The 19,687-nt window shown below is 47.1% G+C and carries 19 protein-coding genes; all 19 read left to right on the top strand.

The features are described from left to right. Nucleotides 1-46: 46 nt before the first annotated feature. On the top strand, nt 47-358 hold the full coding sequence (locus tag NMU02_RS04315) for a DUF6706 family protein (RefSeq protein ID WP_255026037.1): 312 nt from the start codon (nt 47-49) through the stop codon (nt 356-358). Continuing rightward, nucleotides 352-741, top strand: a complete 390-nt coding sequence (locus NMU02_RS04310; RefSeq protein WP_255026036.1) for a hypothetical protein — start codon at nt 352-354, stop codon at nt 739-741. Before NMU02_RS04315 ends, NMU02_RS04310 begins: the two co-directional genes overlap by 7 nt. Before the next feature lie 11 nt (nt 742-752). Continuing rightward, nucleotides 753-1,166 (top strand): hypothetical protein, encoded by a 414-nt coding sequence (locus NMU02_RS04305; protein ID WP_255026035.1) that lies wholly within the window; start codon nt 753-755, stop codon nt 1,164-1,166. 11 nt (nt 1,167-1,177) lie between these two features. Continuing rightward, on the top strand, nt 1,178-1,720 hold the full coding sequence (locus NMU02_RS04300) for a hypothetical protein (protein WP_255026034.1): 543 nt from the start codon (nt 1,178-1,180) through the stop codon (nt 1,718-1,720). 73 nt (nt 1,721-1,793) lie between these two features. Continuing rightward, the gene (locus NMU02_RS04295) at nt 1,794-2,375 is read left to right on the top strand and encodes a hypothetical protein (RefSeq protein WP_255026033.1); all 582 of its coding nucleotides are present in this window, start codon (nt 1,794-1,796) and stop codon (nt 2,373-2,375) included. Nucleotides 2,376-2,598: 223 nt separating this feature from the next. Next, a complete protein-coding gene (locus NMU02_RS04290; protein WP_255026031.1) occupies nt 2,599-6,504 on the top strand; it encodes a hypothetical protein in 3,906 nt (1,301 codons plus the stop codon). A gap of 4 nt (nt 6,505-6,508) precedes the next feature. After that, a complete protein-coding gene (locus tag NMU02_RS04285; protein WP_255026030.1) occupies nt 6,509-7,027 on the top strand; it encodes a hypothetical protein in 519 nt (172 codons plus the stop codon). Between the two features lies 1 nt (nt 7,028). Beyond that, nucleotides 7,029-8,237 (top strand): LamG domain-containing protein, encoded by a 1,209-nt coding sequence (locus NMU02_RS04280; RefSeq protein ID WP_255026029.1) that lies wholly within the window; start codon nt 7,029-7,031, stop codon nt 8,235-8,237. Beyond that, nucleotides 8,222-11,167, top strand: a complete 2,946-nt coding sequence (locus NMU02_RS04275; protein WP_255026028.1) for a phage tail protein — start codon at nt 8,222-8,224, stop codon at nt 11,165-11,167. Before NMU02_RS04280 ends, NMU02_RS04275 begins: the two co-directional genes overlap by 16 nt. A gap of 84 nt (nt 11,168-11,251) precedes the next feature. Further along, nucleotides 11,252-11,521, top strand: coding sequence for a hypothetical protein (locus NMU02_RS04270; RefSeq protein WP_255026027.1), 270 nt, complete (start codon nt 11,252-11,254; stop codon nt 11,519-11,521). Between the two features lie 13 nt (nt 11,522-11,534). Beyond that, nucleotides 11,535-12,854, top strand: a complete 1,320-nt coding sequence (locus NMU02_RS04265; protein ID WP_255026026.1) for a hypothetical protein — start codon at nt 11,535-11,537, stop codon at nt 12,852-12,854. Between the two features lie 104 nt (nt 12,855-12,958). Next, nucleotides 12,959-13,300: a DUF8468 domain-containing protein gene (locus NMU02_RS04260; RefSeq protein WP_255026025.1), complete on the top strand. Its 342-nt coding sequence runs from the start codon at nt 12,959-12,961 to the stop codon at nt 13,298-13,300. 248 nt (nt 13,301-13,548) lie between these two features. Next, the gene (locus NMU02_RS04255; protein ID WP_255026024.1) at nt 13,549-14,559 is read left to right on the top strand and encodes an RNA-directed DNA polymerase; all 1,011 of its coding nucleotides are present in this window, start codon (nt 13,549-13,551) and stop codon (nt 14,557-14,559) included. Next, nucleotides 14,537-14,944: a hypothetical protein gene (locus tag NMU02_RS04250; protein WP_255026023.1), complete on the top strand. Its 408-nt coding sequence runs from the start codon at nt 14,537-14,539 to the stop codon at nt 14,942-14,944. Before NMU02_RS04255 ends, NMU02_RS04250 begins: the two co-directional genes overlap by 23 nt. A 5-nt stretch (nt 14,945-14,949) precedes the next feature. Further along, a complete protein-coding gene (locus NMU02_RS04245) occupies nt 14,950-15,618 on the top strand; it encodes a hypothetical protein (protein WP_255026022.1) in 669 nt (222 codons plus the stop codon). 12 nt (nt 15,619-15,630) lie between these two features. After that, nucleotides 15,631-16,155 (top strand): glycoside hydrolase family 108 protein, encoded by a 525-nt coding sequence (locus NMU02_RS04240; RefSeq protein WP_255026021.1) that lies wholly within the window; start codon nt 15,631-15,633, stop codon nt 16,153-16,155. Further along, nucleotides 16,152-16,772, top strand: coding sequence for a hypothetical protein (locus tag NMU02_RS04235; RefSeq protein ID WP_255026020.1), 621 nt, complete (start codon nt 16,152-16,154; stop codon nt 16,770-16,772). Before NMU02_RS04240 ends, NMU02_RS04235 begins: the two co-directional genes overlap by 4 nt. A gap of 263 nt (nt 16,773-17,035) precedes the next feature. Further along, on the top strand, nt 17,036-18,319 hold the full coding sequence (locus tag NMU02_RS04230) for a site-specific integrase (RefSeq protein WP_065739599.1): 1,284 nt from the start codon (nt 17,036-17,038) through the stop codon (nt 18,317-18,319). Nucleotides 18,320-18,389: 70 nt separating this feature from the next. Continuing rightward, nucleotides 18,390-19,685, top strand: coding sequence for a PDDEXK nuclease domain-containing protein (locus NMU02_RS04225; protein ID WP_255026019.1), 1,296 nt, complete (start codon nt 18,390-18,392; stop codon nt 19,683-19,685). The last annotated feature ends 2 nt before the right edge of the window (nt 19,686-19,687 follow it).

The raw sequence follows: 19,687 nt of genomic DNA, 5'->3' as shown, positions 1-19,687 counted from the left end.
CGGGGCCGGCCGGCAACGGTCGCCCCTATTTTAACACCCGCTACCAATGACTTACAAAGAATGGATAACTAAGACGGTCGGCAGATTCCAGCTAACGGCGGACGACGTGGATTTAATACTTTGCAACCAAAGTAACCTTATCCCCGACCCGGACGCACCGGTGGACGTACGGAAGGCAAAAACGGCTATTTGCCGAGAGTTTACAACGCTTATCCCCCTTGCCAATATAGGGGAAGGCGGGTATTCCATTAGTTGGAATTGGGAAGCTATAAAACTTTGGTATAACGCGGCTTGCGCCGAATTAGGCATTACGCCGGCCAGCAAGCCCAAAATTCGGAATAAAAGCAACGTATGGTAACGACTTCCTACCAATACCCGCAATACCTGTACGCCTTGCAGCACAACGGCGAAAGCGTCCAATTACCTAACGGTTCTTGGGAAACGCCCGCCGCCGCATGGGAGTTAAAAGCAGCTTGCCGGGAAGAAACCAACGGTAAAGGTTCGACAATTCAGACCGCCGACGGAAAAACCCGCGTATTCGCTTCGCTTATCCAGCTACCGAAAGGTACGGCCAAAATTCCCGAAGGCACGCAGGTAATTGTAACGCGGGAAGAAGTAGAGGTTAGCCAACTTGCGAATACCGATTTTGTCGAAGCGGCCAAAGCAACGGGCTTAGTTGTAGTAACCGGAACTTGTGAAAAGTTCGACCCCGGCCGGCTTCATTGCCGGTTATGGATTTAACACAGATAGCTATGCAAAGTATAGAAACCGATGATATTCTTTTTGAGATTCTGAACGCTTCGGCCGAATTGAAAAAGGCCCTTAGCGGCGGAATATACGTGCAGGGCGAACGGCCGGATAATTCCGGTATGGAAGACGTGGTTATAAACAATTTATTTCTAAACCACGAAGTACCGCAAACCGGAACTTCAAACGTAAATATCCATGTCCCCGACAAAAAGGAAAGGATATGCCGAGCCGAACAATTTAAGGCGAATAGGGAGCGAATACGCGAACTAACGGCTATTGTCCTATCGGTTCTAAAATCGGCGAACATTACCGGGCTGACTATTCGTGTTTCTACGGAAACCATAATTAAAGAACCGGGCATTAACGAGCATTACAACAACTTGCGGGTAGAATGGAACATACAGCGAACTAATTAAAATTTACGACAATGGCAGAAGCAAAGAAAACTTATACTATCGGCCTTTCCAAGATTGAGGTAGGCGCAATTGCCGAAGACGGCGGTATGGGGGAAACTTTGGCGGTATTGGGTTATACCTACCAAGACACCTGCACGATGACGCAGGAAGACCCGGAAACGACCGACCACTACGCCGAAGAAGTGGACGACCCCGTAGTAAGCATTAGCCGGGGTGGGAAGACGAATTTCAACTTTTCGATTATGAACCCTTCGGTTACGGTTCTTGCCGACCTTTTGGGCGGAATAGGAACGGCCGGCGACGGTTCATCTACGCAGGATAAATGGGAAGCACCGGATAAAATCCCCGTAGTAGAGAAGTCGGTACGTATTACCCCGGAACAGGGCCTTAAATTCGAGATTCCGCGCATGAAGCTCGTAAGTAAGATTAACGCCACTTTCAGCAAAAGCGGTATTCTTCTTATCGAGGTTGCCGGTACCGTATTGCAGCCTACCAAAACGGGAACCAAGAAAATGACCGCTATGCTTATGACTGCCGCAGACGTGCAGGCATAAAGCGGGGGAATCATTACTTTAACCCGAAAGCCCCCAAATGAAAGTTTCGGGGGCTTTCTTAGTATAAAGCAATATGAACGAAGATAACATAAGAGAAAAAACGGATTTTGAGTTAGAGCGCGAAGAACTTAACCTGTTGGTAAAGCAGGGTATAAAGTTCAGCGTTACGCACAAAGTTCACCGGCGTAAAAAAGGCGTTAAAGGGCTCTTTCAACGCCCCGAAATAGTTACGGTAAAAGAGGATTTCGAAATACAGGAACCTACGCTTTCGGTTCTTGACAGGCTTAGCGCGATATGGGTAGAAATGGAGGTAAACGAAGACCGACTTACGGCCGGCGGAACGGAAACCTTGGCGGAAGCTAAACGGATAGCCAAAGATAACGCCGCACGTATGGCCCGAATAATCGCTATTGCCGTATTGGGCGAAGATTACCACGTTACCGAAGTTGGTGCTGGCGGACGGATTAGGAAATATAACGACGATAAGGAGTTAGACCGGCTTACGGCACTTTTCTTCCATACTATAAAGCCTTCCAAATTGGTAGGGCTTTCCGAAGCCATAACCAGCGTAAGCAACTTAGGGGATTTTATAAACTCTATGCGATTACAGAGCGGCGCAAGGACGACCCAACCGAGGACGGAGCGCATAGAGTAACCGGGCTAAATAGTCCTTATGGCCGCCGGGGTTCGATTTGCGCCCACCTTGGCTGGACTTGGGATTACTTACATCACGGCGTAGCATGGGCCATTGTGCAACGGTTGTTAATTGACGCGCCAAGTATTGCCGACGACGAAGACGGAAGCACAGATACCAAAGCGACCAAGATAACCAGCGAGAACGCCGAAAGTATTTTACAACAAATAAATAACCTTATCCGATGAATATAAAAGGCGGTGCCTTGGAGTTCGATATAATTGCGAATAACGGGCAAATAAATAGCGCATTGGACGAAACAAAAAGGCGAATACAAGGATTCACTAACGCAACCGTAGAAGGTGGCGAACAAATGGAAGCCGCCTTTAAGGAAATTGCCGCCCAAATCGACGCAGCATTTAGGGACATTGACGCTATGGCGGCAACCCATAGTAATGCTATTTCCGATTTGAAAAAGGAATATGCAAGACTTGGAGCCGAAGCCGGGGGTATATATAGTACGGTTTACGGGCAGTCTGGACATAGAACGAAGGAACAGCAAAAAATAGTAGAAGAAATAAGATTACGCGAACGTCTATTACAAGAAATTGGAGAATCGGCCGACGCACTCGCCGAGGAAGAACGCGCATTTAAGAAGCGTTACGAAGAAGTACAGAAGAACGCAGCAGCGCAAAAGACCTTCCGCACCCAGCTACGGGAAGTACGCGAGGAATTGGCCGCTATGGAACTTGCCGGCGAAACCAATTCGGAAGCGTACGCCAAATTACAGGCACGGTTCGGCCAGCTTAGCGAAGCTATGGACGCAGTAACCACGCAGGCTAATATTTTGAAGAAAGGCGAACGCGGCTGGGAAGGTCTTATTTCCGGTATTTCCGGCGTTGCCGGTGCCTTTTCCGCCGCCCAAGGTGCGGTAAGCCTGTTTGCCGGCGAAAACGAGAATATGCAAAAGATTATGGTTAAAATTCAGTCTTTAATGGCTATAACCATAGGCTTACGCGAAGTTCAGTTAATGTTAGACAAAGACGAAGCATTTATGTTAGTAACGCTTCGTAAGGCAAAAGACCTTTATACGGCAGCTATTACCCGTATGAGCGTTGCGCTGGGTATTTCTAACGTTGCGGCAAAGGCGTTAATGGCTACTCTTACCTTGGGGCTTTCGGTAGCGATTACAGCGGTAATTACCCTTGTATCGAAGTACATAAGCAAAACGAGGGAAGCCAAGAAAGCGCAAGAAGAATTTAATTCGAAGGTCGTAGAAACGGCCGTAGAACCCATAGCGGCTATTAACGAACTTGCCTACGCTTGGAATAAGCTCGGCAACGACATGAACGCGAAAAACAAATTTATCGAAGACAATAAAGACCGCTTCGATGATTTGGGATTTTCCATTAGAACGGTAAAAGACGCGGAAGATTTGTTAGTAGCCAATAAATCCAAGTTTATAGAAGCCTGTTTACAGCGTGCTAAGGCTTTGGCCGTACAGGAATTGGCCGTAGAAAAATACAAGGAAGTATTACAGGCCCAGCAGGAATTAGAAGCCACCCCGAAAGCGTATGTATCGAAGAAGGGAACCTATACGGACGGTTACGGCGTGCAGCGAAAAGGGGTTGTTTTGGAAAAATCCAGCAATTGGCAGAAGGCAGAAGCAGCCGTAGAGAAGGCCGAAAGAGAGTACGAAGCATTGGTACGCCAGCAAGTAGAATTTTCCGATAAAGAACGCGAAATATTGGCTTTCATAGGTGCCGGTTCGGAGCAAATAGCGGAAGGCAGTATAGCGGCTTTGGAAAAGACTATTTCCGCCTTGAAAACGAAGTATAAGGAAGCGGCCACCGATACGGAACGGACGGCGTTGTTAAAGCAAATCCAAGAGCAGGAAGCATTACTTAAAAAAATAGACTTGACGGCCACCGATACCGGCGGCGATAAGGAGAAAGACCCGTTTACGGAGAAGTTAGAGCAACGAAAAAAGAAATACCAAGAGTACGCCAATTGGCTAAATTCCACGAACGAAGATATACGGAATAGCGCGAAGACGGAATTTGCCGGATTATTGGCCGACGGCGAAAGTTACGAAGCCTACCTTAAAAACCTTAAACGGGAGTTGGAAGCATTTCCGGAAACGGCCGACCGGAATAAGAAAATATCGGTAGTGTCTAACGAGCTTGTAAGTATCGAAAAAGATACTTACATGGACGGTTATACCAAGAGTTTGGAAAAACAGATTTCGTTAGCCGATACCCTTGTAGAAAAGTTGGCGATTATCGCCGACAAACGTAAAGAACTCGAAACGGACGATAGCGGACTAACCAAGGAAAAAGGGGCAGTTTTAGACACCGAGCAAGCGAATATAGCGACGCAGGCCCAAGAGGACTACGCGAAGGCCATGCGCGATTATAACGACTATTTGCAAAGTAAAATAGACGCGGAATTATCGTACCAAACCCGCCGTAGGGAATTGGAAATAGCGATAGAGAAGGAAACGGACGCAGAGCGAAAGAAAATACTCGAAACACAGTTAAAAACGCTCGATACCACCCAGCAGTTAAAGCAGACAACGGACTACGACGCATTGGTAGAGGAATACAAAACCTACCAACAGAAATGCGCCGATATTTCCGCCCAATACGACGAAAAAATAGCCTTGGCGACCGAGCAGAAGAACGAAGAATTAGTAGCGCGTTTGCAGGAAGCAAAGAATAAGGCCCTTTCGTCAGCCGCATTGCAAGAATTGCAGGATAGCGGGGCTTGGGAACAACTTTTCGGGAACCTTGACGACCTTACGACGGCGCAAATACAGGCCCTTATAGCCAAGATAGAAGCGCAAAAAGCCCAATTAGGCGTAGAACTCGACCCGAAAGACTTAGACGTAGTTTTAAGCAAGCTACGGGAAGCCAAGGACGAAGTACAGACCCGCAACCCGTTTAAGGCCCTTTCTACGGCTTTGAAGGACTATAAGAAGGACGCAAGCAAAGCGAACCTATCCGAAGTATTCAAAAGTGTAGGGGCTACGGCCGATTTGGTAAAAGGTTCGTTCGACGCGGTTACGGGTGCGCTTTCGAATATGGGGCTTGCCGGCGACGAAGTAACCCAGCAGCTTTTAGGCGACATCGGCGAAATGATAGGTTCCGCCGGGCAGTTGGCTACCGGTATCGCAACCGGCAACCCGCTGGGGATTATACAGGGTAGTATCGGCCTTATTTCTTCCGCGTTCGAAGTGTTCAACTTCCGCGACCGCCGGGCCGAACGTGCCATTAAGAAGCACGCGGCCGCCGTCGAAGAATTGGAACGAGTGTATAAAGCACTCGAACACGCCGTAGATAAGGCGTTAGGCGAATCGGTTTACGACAACCAAAAGGCCCTTATCAACAATATGCGCGAACAACAAGCGCACTTGCGGGCCATGTGGCAAGAGGAAGAAGGGAAGAAGAAAACCGATAGCGGCAAGGTAAACCAATACAAGGAACAATACGAAGAATTAGGCCGCCAAATCGAAGATACCATAGCCGAAATTACGGAAAGCGTTACGCAGACTTCGGCGAAGGACTTGGCTACGCAATTGTCCGACGCGATAGCCGAAGCCTACGCGGACGGATTCAATAGCGACAATGTAAAAAATGCGATTGAAAAGGTTACGAACCAAGTATTAGGTAATGCCGTAAAGAACGCCTTAAAGAAACAATTTCTTGAACAGCAGCTACAAAGTGCCGTAAAGCAGTTGCATCGCGATATGGGTTTCGATGAAGAAGGCGGCGGTTCCTTCGACGGCTTGACCCCGGAAGAACAACAGCGGTTTAAGGATAGGGTAAACTCGATAGCCCAAGGGTACGCCGAAGCCTTGAAATTGTACGAAGATTTGTTTAAGGACTTGGACGATACAGGCGACCCCACTACGAGCCTATCGGGAGCCATTAAGGGAGCCAGCCAAGAAAGTATAGATTTATTGGCCGGACAAACGAACGCCGTGCGTGTAAACCAAGTACAACAAATAGAGGTTTTGCGCCAGCAGCTTATACACCTTGCCAATATCGACGGCAAACTAAGCGTATCGAACCGGTACCTTGAACAGATAGAAAAAAATACTTCGGGAAGTGCGTCCGACCCGTTACGGGCGCAAGGAATAACAATGTAGCGATATGAAAGTAAATAAACAATTGGCCCGCGACGCCAAAAAGAAAGGCATTTGCGAAGAATGGTACGACCGCCTTATAGACACCAAGGAGAAAGACAAACTTATAAAAATGTACCTTGAAGGTATCGACTTCTGCCTAAGCAACGAGTACCCCAGCAATGAATTTATACGCCGGCACTTCGTAGGCACTTGCGAAGCCTACGGCGTATTCCTCGACCGAGCTATTACGGCCGGAAACTTCCGGCACGTAGTAGCCCTTGGGCATTGCGAGGGTACAGCCACTTACGACGGTTGGAACGTCGGGCAGATATTCGTAAAGCACCAAAGCCGGTTAAAGGTTCTTGCTACCGGTAATTCCTTCGTCATGGTAGACGTGTTCGACGATACCACCGTAGAGGTAGAAGCACGGGACAACGCGAAGATTTGCGTAAACCACTACGGCGGGAACTTGACGACCACCACCGGCGACGGCGAAGGGCACGCGATAATAAAAGTTATTCGTAAAACGACTAAAACGTATTGATATGGCAGACGAAAGTAACATTATCCTAAATATGCCTTTCGACGAAGCGGCCGGTTCTACCGTTGCCTACGATTACAGCAAGACACGGGCGGACGGTACGGTAGTAGAAGCGGATTTTACCGGCGGAAAGCAAGGCAATTGTATAAAGTTCGACGGTAGCGGGCATTGCGATATAGACAAAAACGTAATTCCCCTTACCGGAAACTTTACCCTTCTTGCTTGGTTGAAGCGTTCGGCCTTCCCGGACGGTTTTACAGGCAAACGTATCGGATTTTTCGCACGGTGGGAAGCGTTGGAAGGTTATACGGAAGCGTGGTTTAACCTTGCGGCCGATACTTGGGGCTATTGGGTTATCGTTAAAGAGGGCCTAACAATCCGCATTTACCTTGATACCGCATTAGTGCAGACCATTACGCTGCCGGCCCAGCCTACCGGTTTCGCTATCCTGCAAGACATTTATACGACCGCCAACGGGTACGGTTGTATCGACGAATTGAAGGTCTATAACACCGCTTTAACGCAGGCGGAAATTACCGATAGTATCGCTACGGTGGCGCAATTGGCTTACAGCATAGACGGAACCGATTTTAAGGCTTGGGATATTTATGTAAGCGAAAGTAGCGGACTTCTTGACCGGCCCAAGATGAAAGCCCCGGTTTCCGTCGATTGGCCGGATTATCACGGGGAGATAGTAGACCTTGAAAACAAGATACTGCAACCCCGCGAAATAACCCTTAATTGCTTTATGAAAGCGAACGGGAAGGTAGACTTTGTTACGAAGCTAAACGATTTCTTGGACGTATTCAGCCGGCCCAATACCCAGCGGCTTATGGTAGATATACACCCTACAAAACCGTTGCTTTACGAAGTCTATAACGAAAACGGGGTAGCCATTAGCAAGCGTTGGAATGACGACCTTATGGTAGGAACCTTTACCTTGAAGTTGAAGGAACCCGACCCGGTAAAGCGTATCGTACGGCACCAGCGTTTAAGCAATGATACGAAGACGCTAACGATTACCCTAACCAGCAAGAAGGCGGTTACTATCTTTTGGGGCGACGGAACCCAAACGAACGACGTTTACGGAACCGACGTAACAACCAGCCACGAATATACGACCGACGGAATTTTTTACGCCATTGTCGCTGGCGTTATCGAAGAAATAGAAAGTTTCACTACTAACGGTATTATCGTATGGAACAAATTATAGTAAGACACCCGGACGGGACTACGGCCCTTTTGACCTCACGGGCGCGTAAATCCGGCGTTACCAAGGCCGAACAGAGTATTACGCTGTTGGGGGCCGATACGGTGGCGATAACCGTTAAAAGTGCCACGCCCTTAACCTTCCATTTGGGCGACCAAATAGACGTTTACGGGAAGACCTATACCCTTAACCAGCTTCCGGGTATTAAGAAGACCGGAAACCGGAATTTCGAATATACCCTTACTTTCGAAGGCGTACAGTACGAGTTAATAGACGTGCAATTTTTGTTACCGGACGATACCGTATTAGATAGCTTTACGGGCGATTTAGAAGACTTCTTAGGTATTCTTATCGGGAACCTTACCCGCGTATATCCGGGTAAATGGGTGTTAGGCATTTTCCCGGCCAATACGGAGTATAAAACGCTTACCTATACGGAAAAGAATTGCTTGGAAGTATTGCAGGACTTCTGTACGCAATGGGGTACCGAATTTGAGATTACCCAAGCTAACGGGGTTCGTACGCTCAATATCAAAACGGCCGGGGTAAACTTCCCCTATACCTTCCGGTACGGTCGTACCGGCGGGCTTTACGAATTGACGCGCCAAAATATCAATTCCAAGAACGTAGTTACCCGCCTGTACGTTTATGGTGGTAATAGCAATCTTGGGAACAAATACCGCTATTCCCGCCTTTGTCTTCCGGGAAAGGCTAAGAACGCTTCCTACATTGAAAACGCGGCTGCTATTGCGGCGTACGGTTTGAAGGAGAATACAAAGATATTCGACGACATTAGACCCGAACGCTACGGCGAAGTAACAGCCGCCGGAAGCGCGTATTATGCTTTTAAGGACGCTACTATGAACTTCGACCTTAACGAAAAGGATAGCGCGGGTAATACAAAGTGGCTTATCGACGGAGCTACTGCAAAGGTAAAGTTCACTACCGGAAACTTGGCAGGCTATGAATTTGACATACACAAGTACGACCACGCGACGAAGGAAATACAGGTGGTACCGTTCACGGACGAAAACGGCATGAAGTTCCCCAGCGAAACAAGTGCGGCGTTTCAGTTCGGCGTAGGCGATAAGTATTTCTTCACGGATATAAATTTGCCGGACGCTTACAAGACCGACGCGGAAAACAAACTCCTTGCGGAAGGCAACAAGGCAATAGCCGAATACAGCCAGCCGCAAGTACAGTACGGGTTAAGTATCGACGAAAATTTTATACGTCAGTTCGCCGGCGAATTGACCGTAGTAAACCTTTTCGCCGTCGGCGATTATATCCCGGTGGAAGATGAAGACATAGGCGTAAACAAATCGGTACGAATTACGGCCTTTACGCGCGATTTGCTGCGGGAATACAAGTATAATATAACCTTGGGCGATAGCGTAACCAAAACGACGATAACCCGCGTTATCGAAGACTTGCAGAAAATCGACAATGTTATAGAGATAAACGACCTTGCCGACCCATCGAAGGCCCGCCGCAATTGGAAAGCCAGCCAAGAGGTATTAGCTAACGTGTTCGACCCCGAAGGCCACTATTACAGCGAGAAGATAAAGCCGCTTTCGATTGAAACGACCATGTTAGCCACCGGCGCACGTTCCCAGCAGTTCGTATTACAGAACACCCGCTTTGAACCGAACTACGAAGGGAATCCCAATACGGTAAAGGTGGTAGGCGGTACGTTGGTTCACTATACGATAGCGGAAACCGTAAAAAGTTGGCAGCTAAATACGGCCACCTTTTCGAACCTTGTAAGCGGGACGGTGTACTACATATACGCCCGTTGCCAAAAGACCGGTACGGCCGGAAACATCGTTTTCGATACAGTACAACGAAAGGTAGACAGCGACCCGACATATTACTATTTCTTGGTGGGAAGCCTAAGCAGCGCGATAACGGACACCGACGGGAAACGGCCGGCGCGTCTTATTGCCCTTACTTATGGCGCGACTACCATTAACGGGCGTTTTCTTACTACGGGACGTGTTCAAAGCGCGGACGGACAAACTTATTTTGATTTGGACGCGGGCGAAATCGGCGGTAATATAAAATTCGTTTCTTCGGACGGTTCTATAAAGGACGTTGCCGACCTTGAAGAAATGATAGGCGACAATAATAAGGTATATACGGCCCAGCCAATACCGCCGTATAAAAAAGGCGATATTTGGGTAGACGGGAAAGTATTACGTAAGTGTAATGTAACCCGAACTACGGGGAATTTCGTTGCTTCCGATTGGGTAGAAGCAGTAGAATACGACAATACGCAGACCGTAATAAATGGTGGTATAGTTACTTCCGGTACCGTACAACTTGCCGGAAACGACAGTACAATTAAAGCGGGAATTACGGGCGAAGGAACCAGCGAAACAAGCGTTAGGTTTTGGGCGGGGGCGACAAAAGCCAATCGCGCGTCCGCACCTTTTAGGGTGTTACAGGACGGTTCTATGTATACTTCAAAAGGTATTTTCGCAGGATATTTACAAACACCTTTTATTTATCTTGGAGATTCGGACGCGGTTTGGAACTCAACAAGGCACGTATTCCAGATAAAAGAAAACCTAAATATCGTTTCGTCCGGCCTTGAAGATACCTACCATTCTTACGAAGATTGGATAGAATTACCATTCGATGAAAAGTATATCGGGGCGCGTATAACTATCTTAAATAATAGATTCCCGCCCTATACAAGAACGCCGGCCTCTTTTGCAAAGACGGTACTACTTGTATCCTCGGCATCCCAATCGAGTTATATAGGTATTGGCGGAAAGCCTAAAACCGGAACAATAGATGAAACCGACCCTTTTGCCATACAAATATTAGGGCGAGTTATAGAATTACTATGCGTTCCTTATTCCAATGGGCAACCATATTGGATTGTATTAAATTGGGGTACTGACATATTAGAAAAGACTTGGCAATAGTTGTGAGTTTTTAATATTTTACCAACAAGCGTATTATTATAATACGCGAGTGGGTATTTTTGTGTAACTTAAAAAATAGGAGAAATGAGTACAACGAGAGGGGGCGAAACGGTTTCCGCCCAAATTGGAAGAATTGGCCCCATTGAAGGGCTAAGTACGGGTAACTTCAAAATGGAAGATACGCCATTTAACATTAAGAACGACGGAGAAACCGCCGTAGTTCTTGAAGTAAACCTTTGGGGCATGGAGCCGGGCAAGTTCGTAGCTACGCGCTTCGAAACAGGCTGGAACCCCGAAATAGTCCGCGAGATTAAGCAAACGAGTATTAACGCTACCCTTGTGTGGGGGTACTAAATCTTATACGGCTATGGGTTTATTGATTGGAGTAGGAAACACGAAGCCGACGTTTCCCTACGATTACTACTACGGTATAGAATGGGATTCTAACGTAGCTTCTTCGGCTTGTACCCGAATTGGTCGCCCGGAACTTCACGTTTCGCTGCCTATTCAAAGTAAAATGCGCCGTTGTATCTTGCGCGATAACGGAACGGTGGCTTACTACCTTCATGCGAACGACAGCACCAAGCGCGATACGGGGGCGGCTGCCAAACTTGACGGTACCGACGGGCAGGTAATGGTAGAAATACCGGCCCACTACCGCAAGTTCGAAGTAGACGGTACTAAATTTCGCTGTCTTCTTTCTGAACACGCATTACCGGGGTTCCACTTGGTACCGCTTGCCTATCGTTCGGCTTATGAAGCAGCCGTAGACCGCACCGTATCGGCTACGCCGAAACTTGCAAGCGTCGTAAACACTTCCGCAGCTTTCCGAGGGGGTAACAACGACGCAAGCAAAGACGGTACATTTAAGTCGCTTATAGGTATGCCTGCTACGGTTATCAGCCTTACCAATTTCCGGGCATACGCACGTAACCGAGGTAATGCCGGCAAGAACGGGGCAGGTTGGAATTGCGACGTTTACGAGGTACAAAAAACTTGTTGGTGGCTTTATGCCGTCGAATACGCTAACTTTAATTGCCAGCTTGCCTATAACGCCGAACCCACGAGCGAAGGATATAAGCAGGGCGGATTAAGCCAAGGCGTTACCAACCTTTCAAATTGGGATTTATTCGGGTATTACCCGGTAATTCCTTGCGGTGTTACTAACGCGTTAGGAAACAAGACCGGCGTAGTAGAATATACGGTAAATAAAGACGATGCCGGCACGAATACCCAAACCCTTAGCGTACCCAGCTACCGAGGTTTGGAAAATCCTTTCGGGCACGTATGGAGTTGGACGGACGGCTGCAAGTGCAATATTCAAAGTGCGGACGCTGGCGGCGTTAGTGAGTTCTTCGTATGTACCGACCCGGCCAAGTACCAAGATAGCGACTATACCGATTACGAAAAGCGCGGCGAGTTACCCCGAAAGGAAGGCTACGTTAAAATTATGATGATTGGCGAGTACGGCGAGAATATGCCGGTAGAGGTAGGCGCAAGTTCTACTACTTACTTCGCCGATTACTTCTATACGAACGTAGCAAGCAATACCGGACAAAGGGGCGTGCTTTTCGGCGGTAATGCGCATTACGGCGCGTTTGCCGGCTTTTCGTACGCGCATACGCTTAACGCGGCTTCGGCTACGACTGCGGATATCGGCTCTCGGCTTTGCTTTTTACCCGCTTGAAACGACACGTAACGGAACGCATTTAACAAAGAAGGTTTAACTACGGCGGGCTTTCGAATTAGCCCAAATCAGGACGAACGCCCGCCGTTCAATTTTTCGCAAAAATGGAAAACAACAACAGACAGGACGACGGAAGTTTGGCTTTCTTGCAGATTGAGCCGGACGCGAATAACAAGCATTTCAACTGCCCGGAAACGAACCAGCAAAAGTTAATCAATCTTTCGTTTTGGGTTGTAGACTATTTGGACGACGTTAAAACGAAGTTCGGAAATAACCGCTTCTTGGTTAAGATTAAGTTCAACCGAGAAGACCCGGATAATGAAGCGCGGAAGTTCTTTACCAATTCGCAGGAAATTAAATATATCCTTGGGAAGATTAAGGAGCGCAACGCCTTTCCGCGTAAAGTAACTATGCGGGCTTCGGGTACAAGGTATTATTTCGAATAGAATTATAGGCGGTTTACCCTTGGGGCGTGCTTTTCGGCGGTAATGCGAATAACAGCGCGAATGCCGGCTTTTCGTACGCGAATACGAATAACACGGCTTCGAATACGAATGCGAATATCGGCTCTCAGCTATGCAGTTTTTTTTATGGGGGTAAAAACCTTGCCACTTGGCAAAAAACAACAACTATTTAAGGGGCATTAGTAGGACTTCCCGAACGTTCCCTAAGAAATCAGCAAACGAGTAACGCAATGAAGCGAATAGGTAACTTGTACGAAAAGATTTGTTCTATCGAGAACTTGCAGCTTGCGGACGAAAAGGCCCGTAAGGGTAAGTTACGCACGTACGGAGTTATAGAACACGACAAAAACAGGGAAGCAAACCTATTGAAGTTACGCGAAATTTTGCTAAACGGTACTTTCCATACGTCTAAGTACGACGTATTCACTATTTACGAACCCAAAGAACGGGAAATATACCGCTTGCCTTACTTTCCCGACCGTATTTTGCACCACGCTATAATGAACGTCTTAGAGCCTATATGGGTTTCGACTTTCACGGCGGACACTTATAGCTGCATTAAGAACCGGGGGATTCATGCGGCCGCGAAGAAGGTAAAACAAGCCCTACGGGAAGACCCGGAAGGTACTACGTTCTGCTTGAAATTGGATATTCGCAAGTTCTATCCTTCGATTAACCACGACGTGCTAAAATCCATTCTACGCCGCAAGTTGAAGGATAAAAGGCTACTTCGCCTACTTGACGAAATTGTAGATTCGGCGGACGGCGTACCTATCGGAAATTATCTAAGCCAATATTTCGCTAACCTTTATTTAACCTACTTCGACCATTGGATAAAGGAGCAGAAAGGCGTAAAATATTACTTCCGCTATGCGGACGATATTGTAATACTTGCGCCCGACAAAGCCTACCTTCATTCCTTAATGGGCGAAATTAGGGAGTATTTGGGGGACTTGAAATTAGAGGTTAAAGGGAACTGGCAAGTTTTCCCCGTAGCGGCTCGCGGTATCGACTTCGTAGGATATGTATTTTTCCACACGCATACCAAAATGCGAAAGGGCATTAAAAAGACCTTTTGCCGGCGGTTGGCGAAAATTAACAAGCGGAAAAGGCCACTATCCGAAAAGGACTTTAAGCAGGCTATTTGCCCTTGGTGGGGTTGGGCGAAGTCTTGCGATAGCAAACACTTGATTAAGAAACTTTCTAAAACATCGAAGTATGAAATCAAATTCAAACGATAGACCGCCCATTTTGCAGGACTTGGGTAACGGCAGTTGGCATTACAACTACAATATTACCGAAGTGGAAATACAGCCGGAACCTATGGCCGAACAGGAAGGCGAACAGGCCCCGGCCGCAAGGAAGGCGTACGACTACGACACGGTGGAAGTATGGGGCCGGCCGGATTACGACAAATGCGTAAAGGCCGTTTTGCGTTCCCGCCGGGACGAAACCGAAGAATTTAGCCTTATCAACAAGTATAACGCTTTTGTGCTTGGGCTATCGACGGACGAAACGGACAAAACGGAATACGAAGCCTACCTTTCCGAAGTCATCGCGGTAAAGGCTATGGTTCGGGCCGATTTGCAGAAAGTAGGAATAGAAGTTACGGGGTCTAAATTGTAGTAGCTATGGAACAGAAAATAGAAAAGGGTATCGGTTTTCTTCAAAAGCTAATAGCCTTGCAAAACAAATACGGCTTTTTCTCGATTATCAAAGGGTTGTTTATCCTTCTGCTATCGGGGTACGTCGTATTCTTCGCACTTAATCCTACTTATTTGTTGGAGAAAATCGAGAATACGAGAACTGAACAGCACGAAGACGCGATAGCCAAGCGTATAAAATCAGATACCGAAATACGCCTTATTTTGGAACGGCTGTTAAACAAATCCGAAGCCGGGCGGTCTTGGCTTATCGAATTTCATAACGGAAATTCTAATTTGGGTTCCGGGTTGCCGTTCCTATTCGGTTCTATGCGATTGGAAACGACGAAAGACGGCGTTTTAGGGGTGGAAGAAGAATACGCAGATTTTAGCCTTTCGCGTTATCCATTGCTTGCTAAGGTCTTGGAAGACGGTTTTTTCTACGGCAGTATCGAAGATATTAAGCCCTTAGACCAAAAGCTGTATTTCAAAATGAAGTCCAATAACGTAACCGAAGTAGCACTATTGGCGATATACAAGGGAACCGCACCCTTGGGTATTGTCGGCCTAACCTATTGTAATACCGAAATGGACGCGCAAAAGGTCGGTATGTTGATACGCAAGGCCGGGGTTCAGATAGCTACGTTATTGTCCTAAAACTAATTCGATATGGCAGACGTAAGAAAACTATTACCCTTCATTTTGAAGTGGGAAGGCGGGTTTGTAAACGACCCGCTGGATAAAGGCGGCGCGACGAACAAAGGCGTAACTATTGCTACTTGGCGCAAAGTAGGCTACGATAAGGACGGGGACGGCGATATAGACGTAGACGACCTTAAACTACTTACGGAAGACGACGTTTTGAACCGGGTATTAAAGCCCCACTATTGGGACAGGTGGAAGGCCGACGACATCGCAAGCCAGCCGGTCGCCGATATTTTGGTGGATTGGGTCTGGGGTTCCGGCGCGAACGGTATTAAGATACCCCAGCGCGTATTAGGAGTACAAGCGGACGGTATCGTAGGCCCGAAGACCTTGCAGGCAGTCAATAACGCCGACCCGCGTACATTGTTCGACACGATTAAGGCCGAGCGCAAAGCCTTCCTTTACCGGATTGTGGAACGCGACCCTTCGCAAAAGCGGTTTATCAAAGGGTGGCTTAACCGGCTTAACGCCTTAAAATATTCAGTATGAAACCGAAATTTAGCATAGTAGTAATTGCGTTGCTTTTATCCGTATTGCTTGCCGGTTGCAGCACGCCGCGAAAGTTGGCCGGCAGCACGAAGGAAACGGCTAAGACCGAAGAAAAGCGGGACGAAACGACGGCGGCCGAATTTCGCCGGACGGTAGACAGTACGAAAACCGAAGGCGTAGAAGTAACCTATACGAAAATCGAGTTTTTCCCGCCGGAACCCGATACCCTGCCGGTAAAGCAGAGCACTACGAAGACGGGCGGCCCGTCTAAGACGGTTGCAGACACGCCCAAGAACCGGCCGAAGGAACCGAAAGAAAAGCAGCCGCCCGATACCGGAAGGCAGGGAGCTATTAAGAGTATCGAAACATTCACGGTAAAACAGAATACCGAAGCGACCGGGGTAACACAGGAAGAACAGAAGACGGAAACGACCAAGGCGGAAAAAGTGAATACGGACACCGATAAGGAAGCCGATATTACCGAGAAGCCGGCGGCCGACCCGTACAGGTGGCGTTACATTTTCGGGATTTTGGTACTATTGGCGGTTGCCTTTTTCTTCCTTCGGAAGACGAAAGTATTTACGGCCGTAGTCGGCTTCTTCCGCAAATTGTTTTAACGGGGGATAAAAGGAAAGCACCCAAAAGAACCTAAAAATGGGTTCCTTTTTGGGTGCCTTACTTGTAAAACCTTAATAGTTAAGGTTGTCAGCGGAGAGAGAGGCTCTCGAACCTGTACTATCTCAAAATATCACACAATCGCAAATGCCTATTAATAACCAGCTTATTACAATCATAATTAAATCTAAATATTATCGAATATCGCTCGCTATTTCAATTTTTGGGTGTATATTTGGGTGCAGAATTTCAAATACACCCAGTCATGAACATCAAACGAAACATCATTTTTGCACCTGAAAGCCGCAAAAAGAACGGCGTTCCAATCGTGGAGAACGTTCCCATCCGTATGCGTGTCATATACGCAAGTCACCGCATCGAGTTTACAACCGGCTACCGCATTGATGTAGCCAAGTGGGATGCAGACAAGCAGCGTGTAAAGAACGGATGTACCAATAAGTTAAAGCAAAGCGCATCCGAAATCAATGCGGATTTGCTAAGATACTATGCCGAAATTCAAAACGTGTTCAAAGAATTTGAGGTACAGGAAACCATGCCGACCACCCAACAGTTAAAAGATGCGTTCAATCTGCGAATGAAAAATGACAGTGAGGAGCAACAGGAAGATACTAAAATAAGTTTTTGGGAGATATTTGATGAGTTTGTCAAGGAATGTGGCAATCAGAACAACTGGACAGAATCTACATACGAAAAATTTGCAGCCGTAAAAAATCACCTGAAAGAGTTCAAAGAAGATGTGACTTTTGAGTATTTCGATGAGTTTGGGCTAAACGAGTATGTAAACTTCCTGCGTGACAAAAAAGACATGAGAAACAGTACCATCGGCAAACAGATAGGATTTCTCAAATGGTTCCTGCGATGGAGCTTCAAAAAGGGATATAATCAAAACATTGCATATGATACATTCAAACCGAAATTGAAAACCACCTCAAAGAAAGTAATCTTTCTGACATGGGACGAATTGAATAGACTGAAAGACTATCAGATACCCAAAGACAAACAATATCTGGAACGTGTCAGGGATGTTTTTTTGTTCTGCTGCTTTACGAGTCTAAGATATTCAGATGTCCGTAACTTGAAGCGAAGTGACATCAAATCCGACCACATAGAAGTTACTACCGTCAAAACGGCGGACAGCCTAAACATAGAGCTGAACAAATACAGCAAAGCCATACTTGAAAAATACAAGGACATTCACTTTGAGAACAACATGGCACTGCCAGTCATCAGCAATCAGAAAATGAATGATTATCTGAAAGAGTTGGGCGAGCTTGCCGAAATCAACGAGCCTGTAAGGGAAACATATTATAAAGGAAATGAACGTATAGATGAAGTTACGCCAAAGTACGCATTGTTAAGTACCCATGCCGGACGAAGGACATTCATTTGTAACGCCTTGGCTCTCGGTATCCCGGCACAAGTGGTCATGAAATGGACGGGACACAGCGATTATAAAGCCATGAAACCTTACATTGACATCGCAGATGACATCAAGGCAAATGCAATGAACAAATTCAACCAACTATAAAAAACAATCAGCAAGTTTCACGGGATGCCTGTTATTGGGCTTATCTTTGTGACTTTCAATACATACAACAATGAGCAACAACGATAACAACATAGAGAAAAGGAGTTTCGAGGCTTTCGTCAATGCCATCGGCTCGGAAATAGAGCAGGCGCAAGTCCGGCTCATCAGTGCCGCCAATGCGCAGATGCTGTTCCACTACTGGAAGATGGGCAATTACATATTGTACCATCAGAACCGACAAGGCTGGGGCGGCAAGGTCATCAAGAAACTGGCGCAGGCAATACGGTTCAGTTATCCCGAAAAGAAAGGATATTCGGTCAGGAACTTGGCTTATATGTGCCAGTTCGCACGCTCCTATCCATTGGGCGCATTACGGAGTTTCATAGAAACCGATGCGAAAATACTTGCTCCAAGTGTGCAGAAAATCACGGATGAAATCCAATGCCTGAACAATGTGTCATTTACGCAAGAGCCTCTTGCACAAATTCCATCCTCTGACAACAAGGAAGTTACAATTGTGCAAGAACCTCTTGCACAAATTCAGGATGTAGCCCAAACAGTAGCTACCGTTTGCCGAATACCGATAGAGGACATAGAAAAACTGTTCCTGGCATCACCTGTCGCAAGAATCAACTGGGCAAGCCATGTGATTCTGCTGAACAGTTCACTTCCATTAGGTGTCGATTATTGGTATATGAAGCAATCCGTGGAAATGGGATGGAGCAGCAACGTCCTTAAAATGCAGATTGAAAGCAAATTGTTTGAACGGCAAATCAACAGCCGCAAGGTCAATAATTTTACCGCCACGCTTCCTGCACCTCAAAGCGACCTTGCCAACTACCTGTTGAAAGACCCGTATATCTTTGACTTGGCGGGAGCCAAAGAACGGGCGGACGAAAGGGACATAGAGGAACAACTGGTGAAGCACGTCACCCGCTATCTGCTGGAGATGGGCAGCGGATTCGCCTTTGTCGCAAGGCAGAAGCATTTCCAGATTGGCGACAGCGATTTCTATGCCGACCTGATTCTGTACAACATAAAACTCCATGCATACGTGGTCGTGGAACTGAAAGCCACCCCGTTCAAACCGGAATATGCCGGGCAATTGAACTTCTACATCAATGTGGTGGATGACAAGCTGAGGGGAGAGAATGACAACAAGACCATCGGGCTGCTGCTGTGCAAGGGCAAGGATGAGATTGTCGCACAATATGCGCTGACCGGCTATGACCAGCCTATCGGCATCAGCGATTATCAGCTCAGCAAGGCTGTGCCGGAAAACCTGAAATCGGCACTGCCGAGCATAGAACAGGTGGAGGAAGAACTGACGATGCTTCTTGACAATGAAAAGAACAGACAAAAGTAGGA

Source organism: Coprobacter tertius (assembly GCF_024330105.1).
In the GTDB taxonomy this organism is placed as follows: Bacteria; Bacteroidota; Bacteroidia; order Bacteroidales; family Coprobacteraceae; genus Coprobacter; species Coprobacter tertius.
This window is presented reverse-complemented; position numbering and strand designations above follow the sequence as displayed.